Below are 15,757 nucleotides of genomic sequence, written 5' to 3'. Positions count from 1 at the left end.
GCCGACGGCAACCAGCGTGTCCAATGTTGATACGGCTGTGATTCCTAATTTAGCAGCAGTAACCAGCGGTACTGTGTATGTCAGAAAACAGAATGAACCAAGTTGTTTGGTGGAATTAACTTATACCATCAATGCATTAGAAACCGTTTCAATAACTACACAATTGCTTCGAGTGGCAAGTTGTAATCCGATGAACGCAGATGTTAAAGTTACGGCTACTGGAGGAGCAAGACCATATCAGTCCGTTACTGCAGTACCTTCGGGAGGAATTTCAACTGTAGCAAATATGGTAAATAATGAGGCTGTTTTTGACGGAGCAAGGGCATTAGCACCAGGAACATATGAGTTACGTTTGACCGATGCCAATGGTTGTGTGACTACCTCAACTTTGAAGGTGGATGCGCCAAAAACGTTGACCTTACAAGCAAATAGCAATAATGGTTGTTTGTTGCCGGGTGAAAAGGCAGAGGTTACCATTCAAGTACTTGACGGAAATGGAAGCTATCGATATAGTAAAGATGGCGTGAACTTCACACCTCCATCAGCCACTGCAGAGTACACATTCGAGGATTTGAATCCAGGAGTGTATGTGTTTAAGGTAATTGATGGAGCAAATTGTTCAACAACCATCACTGTTGATATTCCTGAACCGTTGACTCTGAACGTTCAGCCAACAAGAGCTTTGACCTGTGCTACGGGTTCTAATGCCGTTTTTGAGTTGAATGCTTCGGGAGGAAACCCTGCACAGCCGAAACAATTCTTGTGGAGCAACGATGGTGTTAGCTATGTAAGTACGAATGCTGCGGGTATAACCATGACTGCTTCAGGAAATAGAGCTACATTTACAACCAATGTTGAAGGAATTTACTACTTTAAAGTGGTAGTAGGTTCTTGTGAAAGAATAGTATCAAGACAGGAAGTGAAAATATCGCGTCCTCAGTTCAAAACAACCTTGACCAAAGTTGATGCGGTTTGTCACGGATCGGAAACAGGTCGAATTAATGTGTCGTTGAACGATATTCAAGGAGGAACAGCTCCATACCAATTGTTACTGTTTGATGGAGTTAGTACTACAACACAAGCAGTAGGAAATATTGTAAACTTGAAAGCAGCTACCTATCAATTGACGGTGCGTGACGCAAATGGCTGTATTTCAGACTCACAGAATATTACTATAGGACAATCTCCTCAGTTAAATGTTGCAGTAACAACAGTAGATGTTAGTTGTACCCCAGGAGGTATGAGTTATGGAGAAGCTAAGTTTGAATTTGTAAGTGGCGGTACAGCTCCGTTCTCTATCCAATTGCATTACAAAGATGTACCACATGGAGCGGCATTGCTCAATCGATCAAATGTGAACACAGGCGACATACTTGTTGCACCAAATTTGATTCCGCATGAATATATTGGTACGATTACTGATGCTAATGGATGTGTAACAACAAAAACCTTTGAGATTTTTGGTACATCAGATAGAATTGTTGCAAAAGCAACCACTATACCAGGGTGTGATACGGCATCATTAGAGGTGTCTGCTTACAGTAGTGCGGCAGGAAGTTCCATTGCTGCAGGTTCTCATTGGGTAGCTATCTATAAACAAGGTATGACAATTCCTTCAGGAACGCCTCCATCATCGCCAACTTGGATAGACGGAAGGAACACGTGGTATGCAGGAACAGTGACTGATGTAACAACTGTGTCGGGAACAACTGTTTCAGGAACAACAGCTACCATTCCAGATTTGATACCAGGAACTAAATACCGATTTATTGTTTATGATTCATCAACAGGCTGTTATGTAATTGAAGAGGTAGCTGAAGTGCCGAACCCACAATCTAAATTGAATATTACATTGGCTCCAACAACTACTACATGTAGAGGTTCAAACGATGGAAAAATTGATTTTGAGGTCAAAGGTATGAATTCTGCGATTAAGAGTTTGGAGTATCAAGTTTATTATTATGCAACTCACGAGCTTGTGCTTGGTGCAGTAGGATCAGTAACAATCACTGGACCTGTAACACCAGCAACCACTCAGATAGGAACTATCACAGGATTACCTGCAGGTAAGTTATATATTGTATTCACAGAAAATACAGGTGGAGGAGGAACTTATTGTAGAAAAGCATCTGAACCTGTCGTAGTGCCACAGGCTCCAATGGAGTTAGTAATTCAAGATTTGTCCGTCATCAATGATAACTGTCAGGCAGGAGGGCAAGGTAGTATCTCGGTTGATGTGCGTCATGGAGTAGCTCCTTACAAGTATTATTATCATAATGAATCTGCCTTAGGAATTCCACCAGTAGTTGGGTCGCCAGCATTGACAACGCTTATAAATAACTCAACTGATGGACATACAGTTTCAGGTTTAGATAGAGGAACGTGGCATGTGTTTGTACGTGATAATAATGGATGTATAAAAACGCAAACAGTTACGGTAGATGAAGATAAAGCTCCAGAGATTTCGTCTGTGGTTCTGGATAATCCTTGTACAAGCGATAAAACAGCATATTCAGTGCGTTTAAATCTAACAAAAGTAGGAACAGGACAACACTACTACCGAGTGAAACTTGGAGGAACGCCTACTGCAGATTGGATGCCTATGAGTGTGTCTCCTTATGCTACATCTGTATCATTGCCAGTACGTTTACAGCCCTCTACACAAACATATACCATTGAGTTGAAAGATGCTAATGATTGTCCAACCTCAGGGGATATTAAATTGTATTCGCAGGTGAAATATGAAGTGGTAACACCGTTGATTCACTGTGGAGCTGTGTCGGCTGATATTGTTATCAAAAATCTGACAGGAGGTTCAGGCAAATATGCTTATACGATCAATAAGGTGGAAACTGTTTTGGATCCTATCAATCACACCACTTCGGAGATTTTTGTGCCGATAACAGGAGTGAAAACAACAACGGCAGGTACCGTAACGGTGACTATTTCACCAGCAGTTCTTGTCGGTTCATATGCTATTCGTCTGTATGACGAGGCAACCCGTAGCCAGACATCGGTATGTCCAGAGGTAAGAAACTTTTCGATTGACCTTCCTGAAATTCCAGAGATGGAGGTGTTGAGCTTAACTAACCCAACTTGTAGCACAGGAACAGGTTCCGCACGAGTGAAAGTAAGTCCGAGTGTATTAGCTCCTTATACATTTACTATTGAAAATTCAACTACAAGTACGGTGTTACCAGCTACAAGTTCAGGTGTTGATTACGCTGTGTTTGACGGCTTATCAGGTTCTTTAACAGGAGAGACATACATCGTTAGTGCAGTAGCAACTAATGGATGTGTGGTAACAAAAACGGTTGTAGTTACAACTCCAGCACCACTTGTCTTAGCATCAAATGCTTTGACAATGGAAAGTTACCAATGTGTAGGAAATACAACATCGTTACCGACCTTGACTTTTGATTTGTCAAAAGTGAGTGGAGGAACACAGAGCTACACACGAGTAGAGTTCTATGAACAAAGTTCTATTACACCTGTCAACATAAAGGTTATCAGTCAAGGAACAACATCGTACACCTATACGCTTACTGACCATGTTGCAGCTACGCAAACCTACACTGTTAAAGTATTCGATGCTAATGGTTGTGAGGTAATCACACCAGCAGTAACCGTAACACCAACTTTGGTATTGTCGAGTGTAACGGCTACCCGTTCTGTTGAAATAGATTGTACAACCAATCAAGAGGTAGTAAGCGTAACTGTAACAACAAGTGTATATAACGGAGAAACACTTCTTTATGAGGTAATCAAACGAAATGCCAATGGAACAGAAACTACGGAGTTTACACGAAGTGTAGCAACTACGACACAGGTGTTTAGTTTGCCAATAGGTAATTACACTATCAGGGTCACAAATCCAGCAACCAATTGTTTTGTTACAACAGCTTATGACGTTCATGAACCGAATTCATTCTTATTTACTGCTTCAAATATTGTCAATGTGAAATGTTATGGAGAAGCGACGGGAGCAGTAACTTTGAATTTCTCAGATATGCGTTTAGGTGATGGAAATCATGCCGCAGCAGGATTTGAATTTGTCATCAGTCCAGTGACAGGTTCAGCAGGTTCAACGGTAACAGGAACTGTCACAGGAGGAACTGTTACTACAGTGACAAACTTGTTAGCAGGAAATTATCAAATGATTGCAAAAGCATTGAGCAATCAATGTTCAACAGAACCTGTAGCTTTTGAAATCTTACAAAGTGAACGTCCGTTAGCGGCTACAGCTACTCAAACATATGGAGTAACTTGCTTGGATAATAAAGGAGAGATTTTGATCAAAGTTACTGGAGGTGAAGCTCCATATCAGGTGATTTTACATGGTTCGAGTGGATACGTTTCGTCGCCACAAATAGGAGGAAATATTATCACAAATGAAGGAGAATTCTTATTCACAGGATTAACTTCAAATGGCTCGTCACAAGTCTACACTGTTCAGGTTATAGATAGAAATGGAAGCGGTTGTCAGGATAACTCGGTAACCATTACTTTGGTACATCCAACACCTATTACGGCAACAGCAACTGTGATTCAGAATGTAACATGTAAAGATGCAGCCAACGGAATCATTGAAATCGCAAATGTAGCAGGAGGTTCAGGTTCACCTACTTATTTCTTTGAATTACGTCAGGGAACAGCCACCGTGATTACTCAAGAATCTCCACGATTTGAAAACTTAGCTCCAGGTGAGTATGAAGTATGGGTCATGGATGCTTGGAACTGTGATCAGAAAATAGGCGAATTGAATGTAACTGAACCTGAAGAGCTATCGCTCAAAGTGGTAAGTGCTGAGCTAGTGGTGTGCCATGGTGAAGCTACTGCTTGGATCAATTATGAGGTACATGGAGGAACAGCTCCTTATGAAGTAAGTATTGTAAAAGCAGTTACAGGGGCAGTAATAAGCACCGATACGGCATTTCTTGGAAATGTAGCTCGAGGTTTATCAAAAGGTAAATATGAGGTACATGTTACCGATGCACAAGGCTGTACGATGTCACCAGTTTATGAGTTTGAAGTGCAAGAAACTCCGAATTTAGAAGCAACTGCAACTCAGGTACACGACTGTCAAGACAATAAGTACACAACTTGGATTGAGGTGAAATTCAAGCATACCGTTGATCCAATGAAGTTGAGCTACAAGTTAGGAAGTAAATCAGAACGTGTATTTGCAAGGTTTGACACAAAACGAAATGTTGCAATAATCAATGCTAATGGAATTGACCAAACACAACCTTTGCAAGTGTTGACTATTTTCCATAGAGATGAGATCGCAGTAACAGGACAGGTTGTACTGTGTTCTTACACCTTGGGCGACCCAGTGAAGATAGAGAATTTAATGCAGTTGGACGAAGTCAAAAGAGTAGCAAATGATGAAATCAACACTATCCAAGTAGCAGGAAAAGATGGTCAATATCCGTACACCTATGTCTTCAACGGACAAAATCAAGGAGGTAACGGAGTGTATAAATTAAAAATAACTGATCCTGAAGAGATTGGCGAAGATGGAAAACGTTACAAAGTGATTGATGTGATTATCTATGATGCAGTAGGTTGTACCGTTACAGCTACTATCAAAGAGTTGTTCCATGACATTACAATTCCAAATTATTTCACTCCCGATGGAGATGGAAACAATGATACATGGACTCCGAAATATATTGATGAATATCCGTATGCTCGAACGCATATTTTCGACAGATATGGTCGCAAAATAAAAACCCTTAAAGTAGGTGAGTCATGGGATGGAATCTATAACGGGAAACCTCTTCCAAGTGGAGATTACTGGTATCTATTAGAGCTTAATAGCGATATAGATCCACGTAAGTTTAAAGGAAACTTCACCATTTATAGGTAGTAAAATTTAGAGAATAGTAAAGGCTGATCTTTTTAGGTCAGCCTTTATTATTTCAGATTACAAGCAATCTTCTAATGTTGTTGACAAAAGCAGATAACCGTAAGTACGATAAAAGGCCTTGAATTGGTAACCTGGGAGCTTTTCTCTTTTTAAAAATTTGAAAAGTAAAAAGAAAATCATTAAATTTGCCTGTACATAAAAATATACATAAATGATTTTAACAACTACACCAACTTTAGAAGGTAAGCCTATTAAGGAATACAAAGGTATTGTTACAGGGGAAACCATCATTGGGGCGAATGCTATAAAGGATTTTATGGCTGGGTTGACTGATTTCTTTGGAGGACGCTCAAGAACCTATGAAAAAGTACTCGTAGAGGCTAAGAATACTGCACTTGTTGAATTACAGCAACGTGCCATGGCTATGGGAGCAAATGCCGTTGTAGGTATAGACTTGGATTATGAAACCTTAGGAAGTAACGGAGGAATGTTGATGGTTACTGCCAGTGGTACTGCTGTGGTTATTTAAACTTTAGCTTATGAAACGCTTGGTTTCCATAAAGATGTCTGTTATATTGCTACTGCTATTAGCGTTGTCGATGGCAGTAGCTACTTTTGTTGAAAATGATTTCGGTACTCTTGTAGCTCGAGCTTTCGTTTATGAGGCATGGTGGTTTGAACTTATAATGATTTGGTTATCCATTAATTTTCTTTTTCATATCAAAAGGTATAGGCTGTTTTCAAAAAGTAAACTTCCTGTAGGATTACTACATTTGGCGTTTATTCTTATTATTATAGGAGCAGGTGTAACCCGTTATTTTAGTAAAGAAGGGATGGTGCATATCCGTGAAAATCAAACTGTAACTTCCTATACTACCAATGAAAAGTATATTCAGTTTCAAACCGAAAATACCTATTTCTACAAAAAATCACAACCTATTCCATATTTTTTTTCGGAAGAAACCATGCAAATTGATGACAATGATAACCACTTCGAATGTGTTCTTACGGAGTATTTACCGAAAGCTGTCCAAAAATTTGTTGATGGGGAGGAGTCATTTCTCGAAATTGTCATGTTGGAAACAGATGAAGAAAGTAGCTATCATTTAATGAAATCTGGACAGAGCCAGAAGGTTGACAATTATTCTTTAGCTTTTCAATCTGATCAAGAGCATGTGTTTAAAATACAAAAGAACGAAAATAATTGGCAATTGTGGAGTGCTATTCCACTGCATACAATTCATTTGGAATCCCAGCAGATGTCCAGTTTCTCACCACAACAATGGACTAATGTTATGCCACATACGGTCTATCGTTGGTCGGGAGGTTCTTTCATGATTGAAGCTATCCATGATAATAAAAAGTTGGTTTATGAACCTTTAGGTAAGAATGATAAAGCGGAAAAAGAGGTAAGTGTCGTTAAGTTAGAAGTCAGAAATGAAGGAAAATTAATCACGGAGAGCTATTTTTCAGCTACTAAAAATATTCCCGAATGGCAATGGTTTGATTATCAGGGTGAAAGATACGCTTATACATACGCTTCCAAGCAAATAGATCTTCCTTTTGCTTTGAAACTTAATAAGTTTCATTTGAAACGTTATCCAGGAAGTGAAAGTGCCGAAAGCTACACGAGTTATGTTGAGGTCATTGACGGAGATAAGTCATTTTCGTATAATATTTTTATGAATAATGTTCTTGATTATCAGTCGTATAGATTTTATCAATCGTCCTATGACAAGGATGAAAAAGGTACGTTATTGTCACTCAATAAAGACCGTGAAGGAACTATAATCACTTATTTAGGCTATGGGGTGTTATTCTTTGCAATGTTTTGGTTACTATTCGCTTATGGAAGTCGTTTTAGTTTTCTAAATCGTAAATTGAAAAAAATAAAGGCAGTAGATGTAGGTAAGTTGCATTCTGTATTGTTCATGTTTTTTATGTTACCTTCGTTTGCTCAGTCCGGAGGTTATTTAGAGGAACATATTATCCCGCAAGAAAAAGCTCAAGAGTATGGACGTTTGATTGTTCAAGATTTTGATGGACGAATGAAGCCGTTAACTACCTTAGCCTATGAAATTACCAGAAAGTTAACAGGAAAAACTAGTGTGAACCTCAATACACATGAGGGTAAAAAAATTGAAATATCGCCAGAACAATTTTTGATAGCCTTACAGAAAAGTCCAGAAACTTTTGCTGAAAAGCCACTTATAAAGATAAATACTGATAAAGGAGCGATTGTATTTAATATTCTGAATATCAATCAAAAAAGAATGCTCCAGTTTACGGATTTCTTAGATGCCAGTGGTGCGTATCTGCTCAAGGATGTGGTAGAAGAAACCAATCGGTTGAAACCTGCCCAGCGTTCTGAAAGTCAGAAGGAATTACTCAAAGTAGACGAACGTTTTAATATTCTCTACAATGTATTTACGGGTAATTTTTTACGACTATATCCTAATACGAAATCTCAAAACAATAAATGGTTAACAGCTGACCAGTTTTCAGAATTTGAAGAGCAAGATGCTGATTTTGTGAAAAACATACATAATTTCTACATTGCAGGATTAGAAAAAGGAATGCAAACCAACGATTTTTCCGAAGCCGATCAGGCTCTTTCTTATTTGGCAACATATCAAAAAGAAGCAGGAAAAAATGTATATCCCACCAAGAACGAAGTAGAAGCTGAGATTTTTTACACTCGTACTCGTATAGGGAATTATCTCTTTGGAATATGTATTTTATTAGGAGGAGTTCTTCTTATTTTTAATATTTTAAGTTTATTTCTGTCGGCTAAATGGTTGCAAAAGACACTGACAGTAGGGTCTATTTTGGCTTGTATTATTTGGGTGGTATTTACTTTTGATTTAGGGTTACGTTGGTATATTGCTAAACATCCACCGTGGAGCGATGGATTTGAGATGTTGTTATTTGTTTCATGGGGGATTTTGCTTTTTGGATTGCTCTTTGTTCGAAAATCCTCGTTTACCTTACCTTTAGGTTTGCTTTTTTCGGGGACGTTGCTTTTAGTGAGCTTTTTGGACTGGCTTAATCCTGAAATTACCACATTGAAACCAGTACTCTATTCCTATTGGCTGAAAATTCATGTGACTGTGATTGTTGGAAGCTATGCACCCTTAGGCTTGTCCTTTGTTATTGCTTTATTGTCCATGATTTTGTTAATATTCAAGCCATTACAACCCAAGATAACGTGGTGGCGAGGTATGCAGGAAATGATTGTTGTACAAGAAATGGCAGTTACTATTGGTTTATTTTTGCTTACTGCGGGGACGTTTTTGGGAGGAATCTGGGCAAACGAAAGTTGGGGACGTTATTGGGCTTGGGATCCTAAGGAAACTTGGGCATTGATTTCGATTATTGTGTACAGTGTGGTGGTACATTTGCGACTCATTCCAAAATTTAGAAATGCGTTAGTTTATTATCTTGTGACTATGTGGGCATTTTCCACTATCGTAATGACCTCCTTTGGGGTGAATTACTATTTAGTAGGGCTTCATTCTTATGCTACAGGGGATCCTATTCCTATTCCTAAATGGGTTTATTTTGTAGTAGCGTTGTTAGTGGTCATAAGTGTTTTTGCGTGGTATTCCTACAAAAAAATGCCTCAGGAGGAACGCAATAAGTTGTATAGTAATTAGTTTATTTTGTAAAGAATTCTCTCCGATAAAAGTTAAATAATCTTAAAGTATGATTTAATTTGCAGATAATATTTACCTTTAAGCCTTTAATATAAATTTATCAGTAAAATGAAGAAAATAATTGTAGCAATTGTTGCGGCTTTTACATTCGTTCCGAGTGTGATTCGTGCCGATGAAGGGATGTGGTTTTTGATGTTTATTGAACGTTTGAACCAACGTGATATGCAGAAAAAAGGTTTACAGCTCACGGCAAAAGAGATTTATGACATCAATAACAATAGTTTGAAAGATGCTATTGTGCAGTTTAACGGAGGGTGTACAGCGAGTATTATTTCTCCCAGAGGGTTGGTGTTGACAAATCACCACTGTGGTTACCGTCAAATTGCTGAAGTTTCTACTCCCGAAAACAACTATTTGCGTGATGGTTTTTGGTCAAAGAGTGACCAAGACGACATAAAACCTTCCTCGCTCTACGTACGTTTTTTTGTGCGTATGGATAACGTAACTGAACGTATGTTGGCAGTGGTGAATGATCAAATGTCGGAAAAAGATCGAGAAGCAGCTTTGAATCGCGAAACTGCAAAGATTATTAAAGAAAATAGTGAAAATGGAAAATATGTGGTTTCAGTGCGTCCGTTTTTTCAAGGAAATGAGTACTATTATTTTGTTTACCAAGATTTTAAGGATGTACGTTTGGTAGGTACGCCAGAGGAAAGTATTGGTAAATTTGGGGGTGATACCGATAACTGGGAGTGGCCTCGTCAAACAGGAGATTTTTCTTTATTCCGTGTCTATACCGATAAAAATGGAAATGCAGCCGAATACGCAGCTGATAACATTCCAATGAAATCCAAAAGACATTTGGCAGTCAGTATCAAAGGGGTTAAAGAAAATGATTTTGCAATGATTTTAGGTTATCCAGGACGTACTAACCGTTGGGTGCCATCGCATTGGGTAGATCAAAATGTGAAATATGCCTACCCTGCATGGGTTGAATCTTCAAAAGCGGCTATGGACGGTATGAAACCGTTTATGGATGCTGATCCTGCAGTTCGTTTGATGTATGCTTCAAAATATGCTCAAATTGCGAACTACTGGAAAAACAGACAGGGAATGATTGAGGCTTTAACTCTCCACAAGACTGCTGATGTGAAACGTTCTTACGAAGCAAAATTTGCAAAATGGGCAAGAAAAAAAGCTAATAGAGCCACTTACGGAGATGTGCTACAAACCATTGCAACCTATTTTGAGCGTACCAATGAGCGTTCAGCTGATAGAAATTATCTACAAACGCTGTTCCGTGCCACTAATTTTAGTGTTCTTCCATTCGAGTTGAACAACCAATTAGGGAAATTAGTTGAAGCTCCACACATGGCGAGAATTACAATGGCTGCATCTATAGATGAAAGGCTTTCAGCTGTTTACGATAATATGCATATTCCTGCGGAAAAAGCTATTTTAGCAAAAACCTTGAAGTTGTACGCGATGAAAGGCAAAAATTTAGCAGATGAAGTTGAAAAAATTAATAGAGAATATCGAGGTGATTTCGACCGCTTTGTTGAAGAAGCTTTTTCAGTGAGCGTGGTAGCAAGTAAAGAACGTGTACAAGAGTTTATGGACAATCCAAATGCAGAAAGACTTAAAAATGATCCGTTGATTTTGTTGTCTAAATCATTAATAGCCAAGTTGCGAGAAAGTTCAGAAGAATTAAACGCGTTGGAAGATGCTTACAGTAAGGCATACAGAAAATATGTAGATGGTTTGCGTAAATCAGGTATCAGTCGTATTCAATATCCAGATGCAAACTCAACGTTGCGACTTACTTACGGAACTGTTAAATCGCTACCTGCCGATCCTCGCAACGCAGATGCTTCATTGAATAACTACACAACATTCAAGTCAATGGTAGCAAAATATAAACCAAACGATTCAGAATTTGATATGCCAAAACGATTGGTGGAAATGTATGATAAAAATGATTTTGGGCGCTATTTGGATAAAGATGGAACAATGCATGTTAATTTCTTGACTGATAATGATATTACCGGAGGTAACTCAGGTTCACCTGTTATGAACGGGAAAGGGGAGCTTATCGGTCTCGCCTTCGACGGAAATATCGAAGCTATGGCGGGAGATGTGATTTTTGACCCGAAATTACAACGAACTATCAATGTGGACATTCGTTACGTATTGTGGGTGATTGACAAGTATGCAGGGGCAAAACATATTGTCGATGAGATGACCATCGTGGAGTAATATGATAAAAAAGTAGAGGCTGACCTTTTCGGACAGCCTCTTTTGTAGTAACGTAAATTTAAAAAGAGTAACTTGCTCCTACGGCAACATTTATAGTAGAGGCGGGCATAATACCTCCCCAAGAACTATGTCGAGAGGTAAAATATGTTCGATTTAGTAAGTTTAATCCATTAGCATTAAAATTCCAATTCCCTATACGATAGTTAATTGTAGCGTTTAGTAAATAATATCTTGGAATAGCACCGATATTTCCATTTGCAGACCCAGCTTCAGTATTTGCTACATCTGAAAATTGAGTACTTACAAAATTTCCATATACATTTGTGCTAAGAACCCCCGTTCCAATTTCTATTTGGTGGCGAATCCCTGCACTTGCCATATATTTTGGAGCATAAGGCAATCTATTTCCTTTATATGTTCCAGTAGAAAAAGTGGCTTTTTGTATGGAAGCATTACCATATAGTTTTATATTTTTTGAAAGATAAATATTTCCCGACCCTTCAATTCCTTGATGTAATGATTTGACACCATTTTTCAAAAGCCCACTTTCCCGAACAATTTTGTTGTCAAAATCAAGAATATAAGCACTTAAGTCCAAATCAATCCATTCTGCAGGTTGTGTTCTAAATCCTATTTCATAGTTATTTGATGATTCTGCATTCAAATCTTCTGATGCTTCCATTGCATCTCGAAAACGAGGCATTTGATATCCTTTTGAATATGTCGCATATATTCTATATTGTTCAGAAAACTTATAAAAAGCTCCAAAAGAATAAGTTAAGGCTTTTTCAGTAGCAGATCTCCAACTTCCAGCAGTATAGTTTTTAACGCCATAATCAGCGTGTGTATAGCGTAAGGCAGGACTAATAGAGAATTGGTCATTCAAGAAAAATTCATCAAAAATATATCCTTCCATTACTGAGATAGCATTAACACTTGAAGACGTTTCTTTTCCAGATTTTACTCCAAATTCATCTCCTGCAACAGAAATCATATTCGTAATATCACCGTGAAGGCGAATTCCTGCTAAAAGTTTATTTTTATGTCCCCATAAATCATTAAGGCGTTCATAATCAGAGAAAATGCCGATACTTGGAATGTTTCGCAAAGCAGCTGTGAATTTTCTTTTTGCAGGGTCTGAATGTCTATTATCAAGCCACCAATCCCTTTCTAAATAACTACCATAAACAGCTGATGTTAAGGAATTGTTCTCATCAAAAATTCGTTTGTAGGAAAAAGTACCACTAAATCGTCTTGCTTCAAAAAAATCGTATGGATTCACCGATTGTTTAGGATTTTCTTCCCATTGTTTTTGGTTGAGTCCACCAGGGGTGTCAGAGTCTTCTGTGAAAGCATTTAAGAATATTTTCCATTGATGTTTTTCTCCAAAATTACCTTCCAAATTTAAGGTTAAATCATTCACCGCAAATTTGCTTCTTGATGTTCGAAGTCCATCTCCTTGTTTTCTGTGATATCCAGCGTAGTAGGTCATATCCGAAACGCTTCCTGAGGTCTCTGCTCCAATATTGATAGCATTACCATTGCCATATTGTAAGTTTACAGAACTTTTGGGAGTTTGCCCACCTTTTTTGGTGATTATATTTAGAACTCCACCAATGCTACCACTACCATAAAGAACAGGAGATGCTCCTTTGATAACTTCTACACTTTCTATCGCACCCACAGGCATCATATAATAAGTAGCCATATCGGTATAGCTTTGTCCAATAGGAATCTTTCCATCAACAAGAACCAATGTGCTTGTACTTCGAGAAGGGTCTAATCCCCGAAGCCCAATGCTTGGACGCAATCCCCTTCCATCTTCATCTTGATAATTAGCTCCTGGGATAAAACGCACAGCATCTCCTACCGATGGAATGGCAAGTTCCTTTATTTGACTGGCAGAAACAACATTCACTGTACCCGTAAAATCTTTTATGTTTCGTTTTGTCCCAGTAGATGTAACGGTTACTTCGCTTAGTTGCTCTGTTTCAAGAAGTAACACAATATTCAAAGAAGAATTGTTTCCAACCGAAACCTCTTTTGTTTGGTATCCTAAGTGTTTAAAAACCAAAATTTCATTGGGAGAAATTGTTAGTGAAAAATGTCCGTTGCTATCACTGAGCGTCCCTTTGTGTGGGTTTCCTTTGATGAAGATGCTAACCCCAGCCATAGCCTCTCCTTTGTCGTTTGTTACCTGTCCTTCAATTTGAAATTGAGCTGTTTGAATTGATTTTGAATTGAGCTTTTCTGAATATGCGTAGAGTTTGTTTTCGGCATTTAATAAAAGAAAGCTACTCATTGAGCCTATCAAAATATTTTTTGCTAAGCTGATAGAATTGTTTTTTCTCATATAATATTAGTTTATTTGGTTTAATTAAAAAACTGGGCAAATGTAAGTCATCTAAAATTAATACACAATATTTATTTAGATTATTTATAAATTTATTTTTTTAGTATTGATTATTTCTCATTATCACACAAATAGAAAAAGAATAAAACGTATGATAAATTAAAATTTCTTTCCGTTTTGCTACATAAATAAATATATTGTAGTATATTTGTGCCGAATTTTAATAAAACTAACTAACAATTTTACAGATATGTCAAACGACATCCGCATTCGAAAAGGGTTAGACATTCGCTTAGAAGGGGAGGCTGATAAGGCAATAAAGCAACTTCCGCTGGCTAAAACGTATGGTATAAAACCCGATGATTTTCATAGAATCATCCCTAAACTTATTGTAAGAGAGGGTAGTGAAGTGAAAGCAGGCGAGGCTCTTTTTCATTCGAAAAGTGATGAGCGTATTTTGTTCCCTTCGCCAGTCAGTGGTAAGGTGACAGAAATTGTTCGTGGGGAAAGACGTCGGATTTTGGAAATTCGTATCGAGGCCAACGGACAAGAGTTCAAAGATTTTGGAAAAAAGAACGTACAAGAGTTGTCAGCAGAACAAATCAAAGAGCATTTGTTAGCTTCGGGGTGTTGGCCGTTTATCAAACAGCGTCCTTACGACGTCATTGCCAATCCTGATGACAAACCAAAGGCTATCTTTGTTTCAGCTTGTAAAACTAATCCGCTTGCTCCCGACTATGACTACGCCTTGAAAGGAAAAGAGGTTCAGTTGCAAGTAGCTCTTTCTGCATTGGCGAAACTGACCACTGGAAAAGTACATGTTTCGGTGTTTAAAGACAGTTCTTTGTCTCCTTTCCGTAACTTCAAAGACATTGTGCTTCACAACGTATCAGGGCCACATCCAGCTGGAAATGTCAGTACGCAAATTGCTGAAATTGACCCAATTAACAAAGGGGAAGTGGTTTGGGTAGTGACTCCGCAAGATTTGGTAGTTATTGGCGAACTTTTCTTATCGGGGCATTTCAACATTACACGTACTTTAGCTCTAACGGGGTCTTGTGTTGAAAAACCACAGTACGTTTCCGTAGTGGCAGGAGCTCAGGTAAGTAGCGTAGTGAATGGAAATGTTAAATCAAGTGGGACGCGTGTAATCAGTGGTGACGTATTGACAGGTAAAAAGGTGTCAGAAGACGGATTTTTAGGATACTACGACGACCAAGTTACAGCAATTCCAGAAGGTGATGATTATGAGTTCTTTGGTTGGAACAAACCTGTTTTCAATAAAATTTCAACAACTCGTGCAATGACTTTTTCTTGGCTAAATCCTAAGAAAAAGTACAATTTGAACACCAATACCAATGGTGAACATCGTGCATTTGTAATGACGGGAATGTACGAAGAGGTATTTCCGTTGGATATCTATCCGATGCAACTTTTGAAAGCGTGTTTGTACAAAGATTTAGATGAGTTGGAAAACTTGGGTGCGTATGAAGTTGCTCCTGAAGATTTTGCACTTACTGAATTTGTTTGTGTTTCAAAACAACCCCATCAGAAGATTATCCGTGAAGGTTTGGATTTAATGATGCAGGAGTTGGGATAGGTGTTTGATTTTTAATTTGA

Annotated in this window: 6 protein-coding genes; 5 read left to right on the top strand and 1 reads right to left on the bottom strand. The window is 38.3% G+C overall.

All coding sequences use genetic code 11. The annotated features are described in order from the left end of the window. Window positions 1-16: 16 nt before the first annotated feature. The 4 genes from CCAND38_RS02105 (at window position 17) to CCAND38_RS02090 (ending at window position 11,784) form a co-directional block, all read left to right on the top strand. Window positions 17-5,872, top strand: coding sequence for a T9SS type B sorting domain-containing protein (locus CCAND38_RS02105; RefSeq protein WP_042343469.1), 5,856 nt, complete (start codon window positions 17-19; stop codon window positions 5,870-5,872). A gap of 211 nt (window positions 5,873-6,083) precedes the next feature. Beyond that, window positions 6,084-6,401: a heavy metal-binding domain-containing protein gene (locus CCAND38_RS02100; protein ID WP_042343467.1), complete on the top strand. Its 318-nt coding sequence runs from the start codon at window positions 6,084-6,086 to the stop codon at window positions 6,399-6,401. Window positions 6,402-6,411: 10 nt separating this feature from the next. Beyond that, complete coding sequence (locus CCAND38_RS02095; protein ID WP_042343464.1) at window positions 6,412-9,528, top strand: cytochrome c biogenesis protein; 3,117 nt, start codon at window positions 6,412-6,414, stop codon at window positions 9,526-9,528. Between the two features lie 108 nt (window positions 9,529-9,636). After that, the gene (locus CCAND38_RS02090) at window positions 9,637-11,784 is read left to right on the top strand and encodes a S46 family peptidase (protein ID WP_042343461.1); all 2,148 of its coding nucleotides are present in this window, start codon (window positions 9,637-9,639) and stop codon (window positions 11,782-11,784) included. A gap of 58 nt (window positions 11,785-11,842) precedes the next feature. Here the strand turns inward: CCAND38_RS02090 and CCAND38_RS02085 are convergent, their stop codons facing one another. Next, window positions 11,843-14,137, bottom strand: a complete 2,295-nt coding sequence (locus CCAND38_RS02085) for a TonB-dependent receptor (protein ID WP_052458082.1) — start codon at window positions 14,135-14,137, stop codon at window positions 11,843-11,845. Between the two features lie 250 nt (window positions 14,138-14,387). Here CCAND38_RS02085 and CCAND38_RS02080 point away from each other — a divergent pair, with 250 nt between their 5' ends. Next, window positions 14,388-15,737 carry a Na(+)-translocating NADH-quinone reductase subunit A gene (locus tag CCAND38_RS02080; protein WP_042343458.1) on the top strand — a complete coding sequence of 450 codons (1,350 nt, stop codon included), beginning with the start codon at window positions 14,388-14,390 and terminating at the stop codon, window positions 15,735-15,737. Window positions 15,738-15,757: the final 20 nt, after the last annotated feature.

This window comes from Capnocytophaga canis, from assembly GCF_000827555.1.
Taxonomy (GTDB): domain Bacteria; phylum Bacteroidota; class Bacteroidia; order Flavobacteriales; family Flavobacteriaceae; genus Capnocytophaga; species Capnocytophaga canis.
This window is presented reverse-complemented; position numbering and strand designations above follow the sequence as displayed.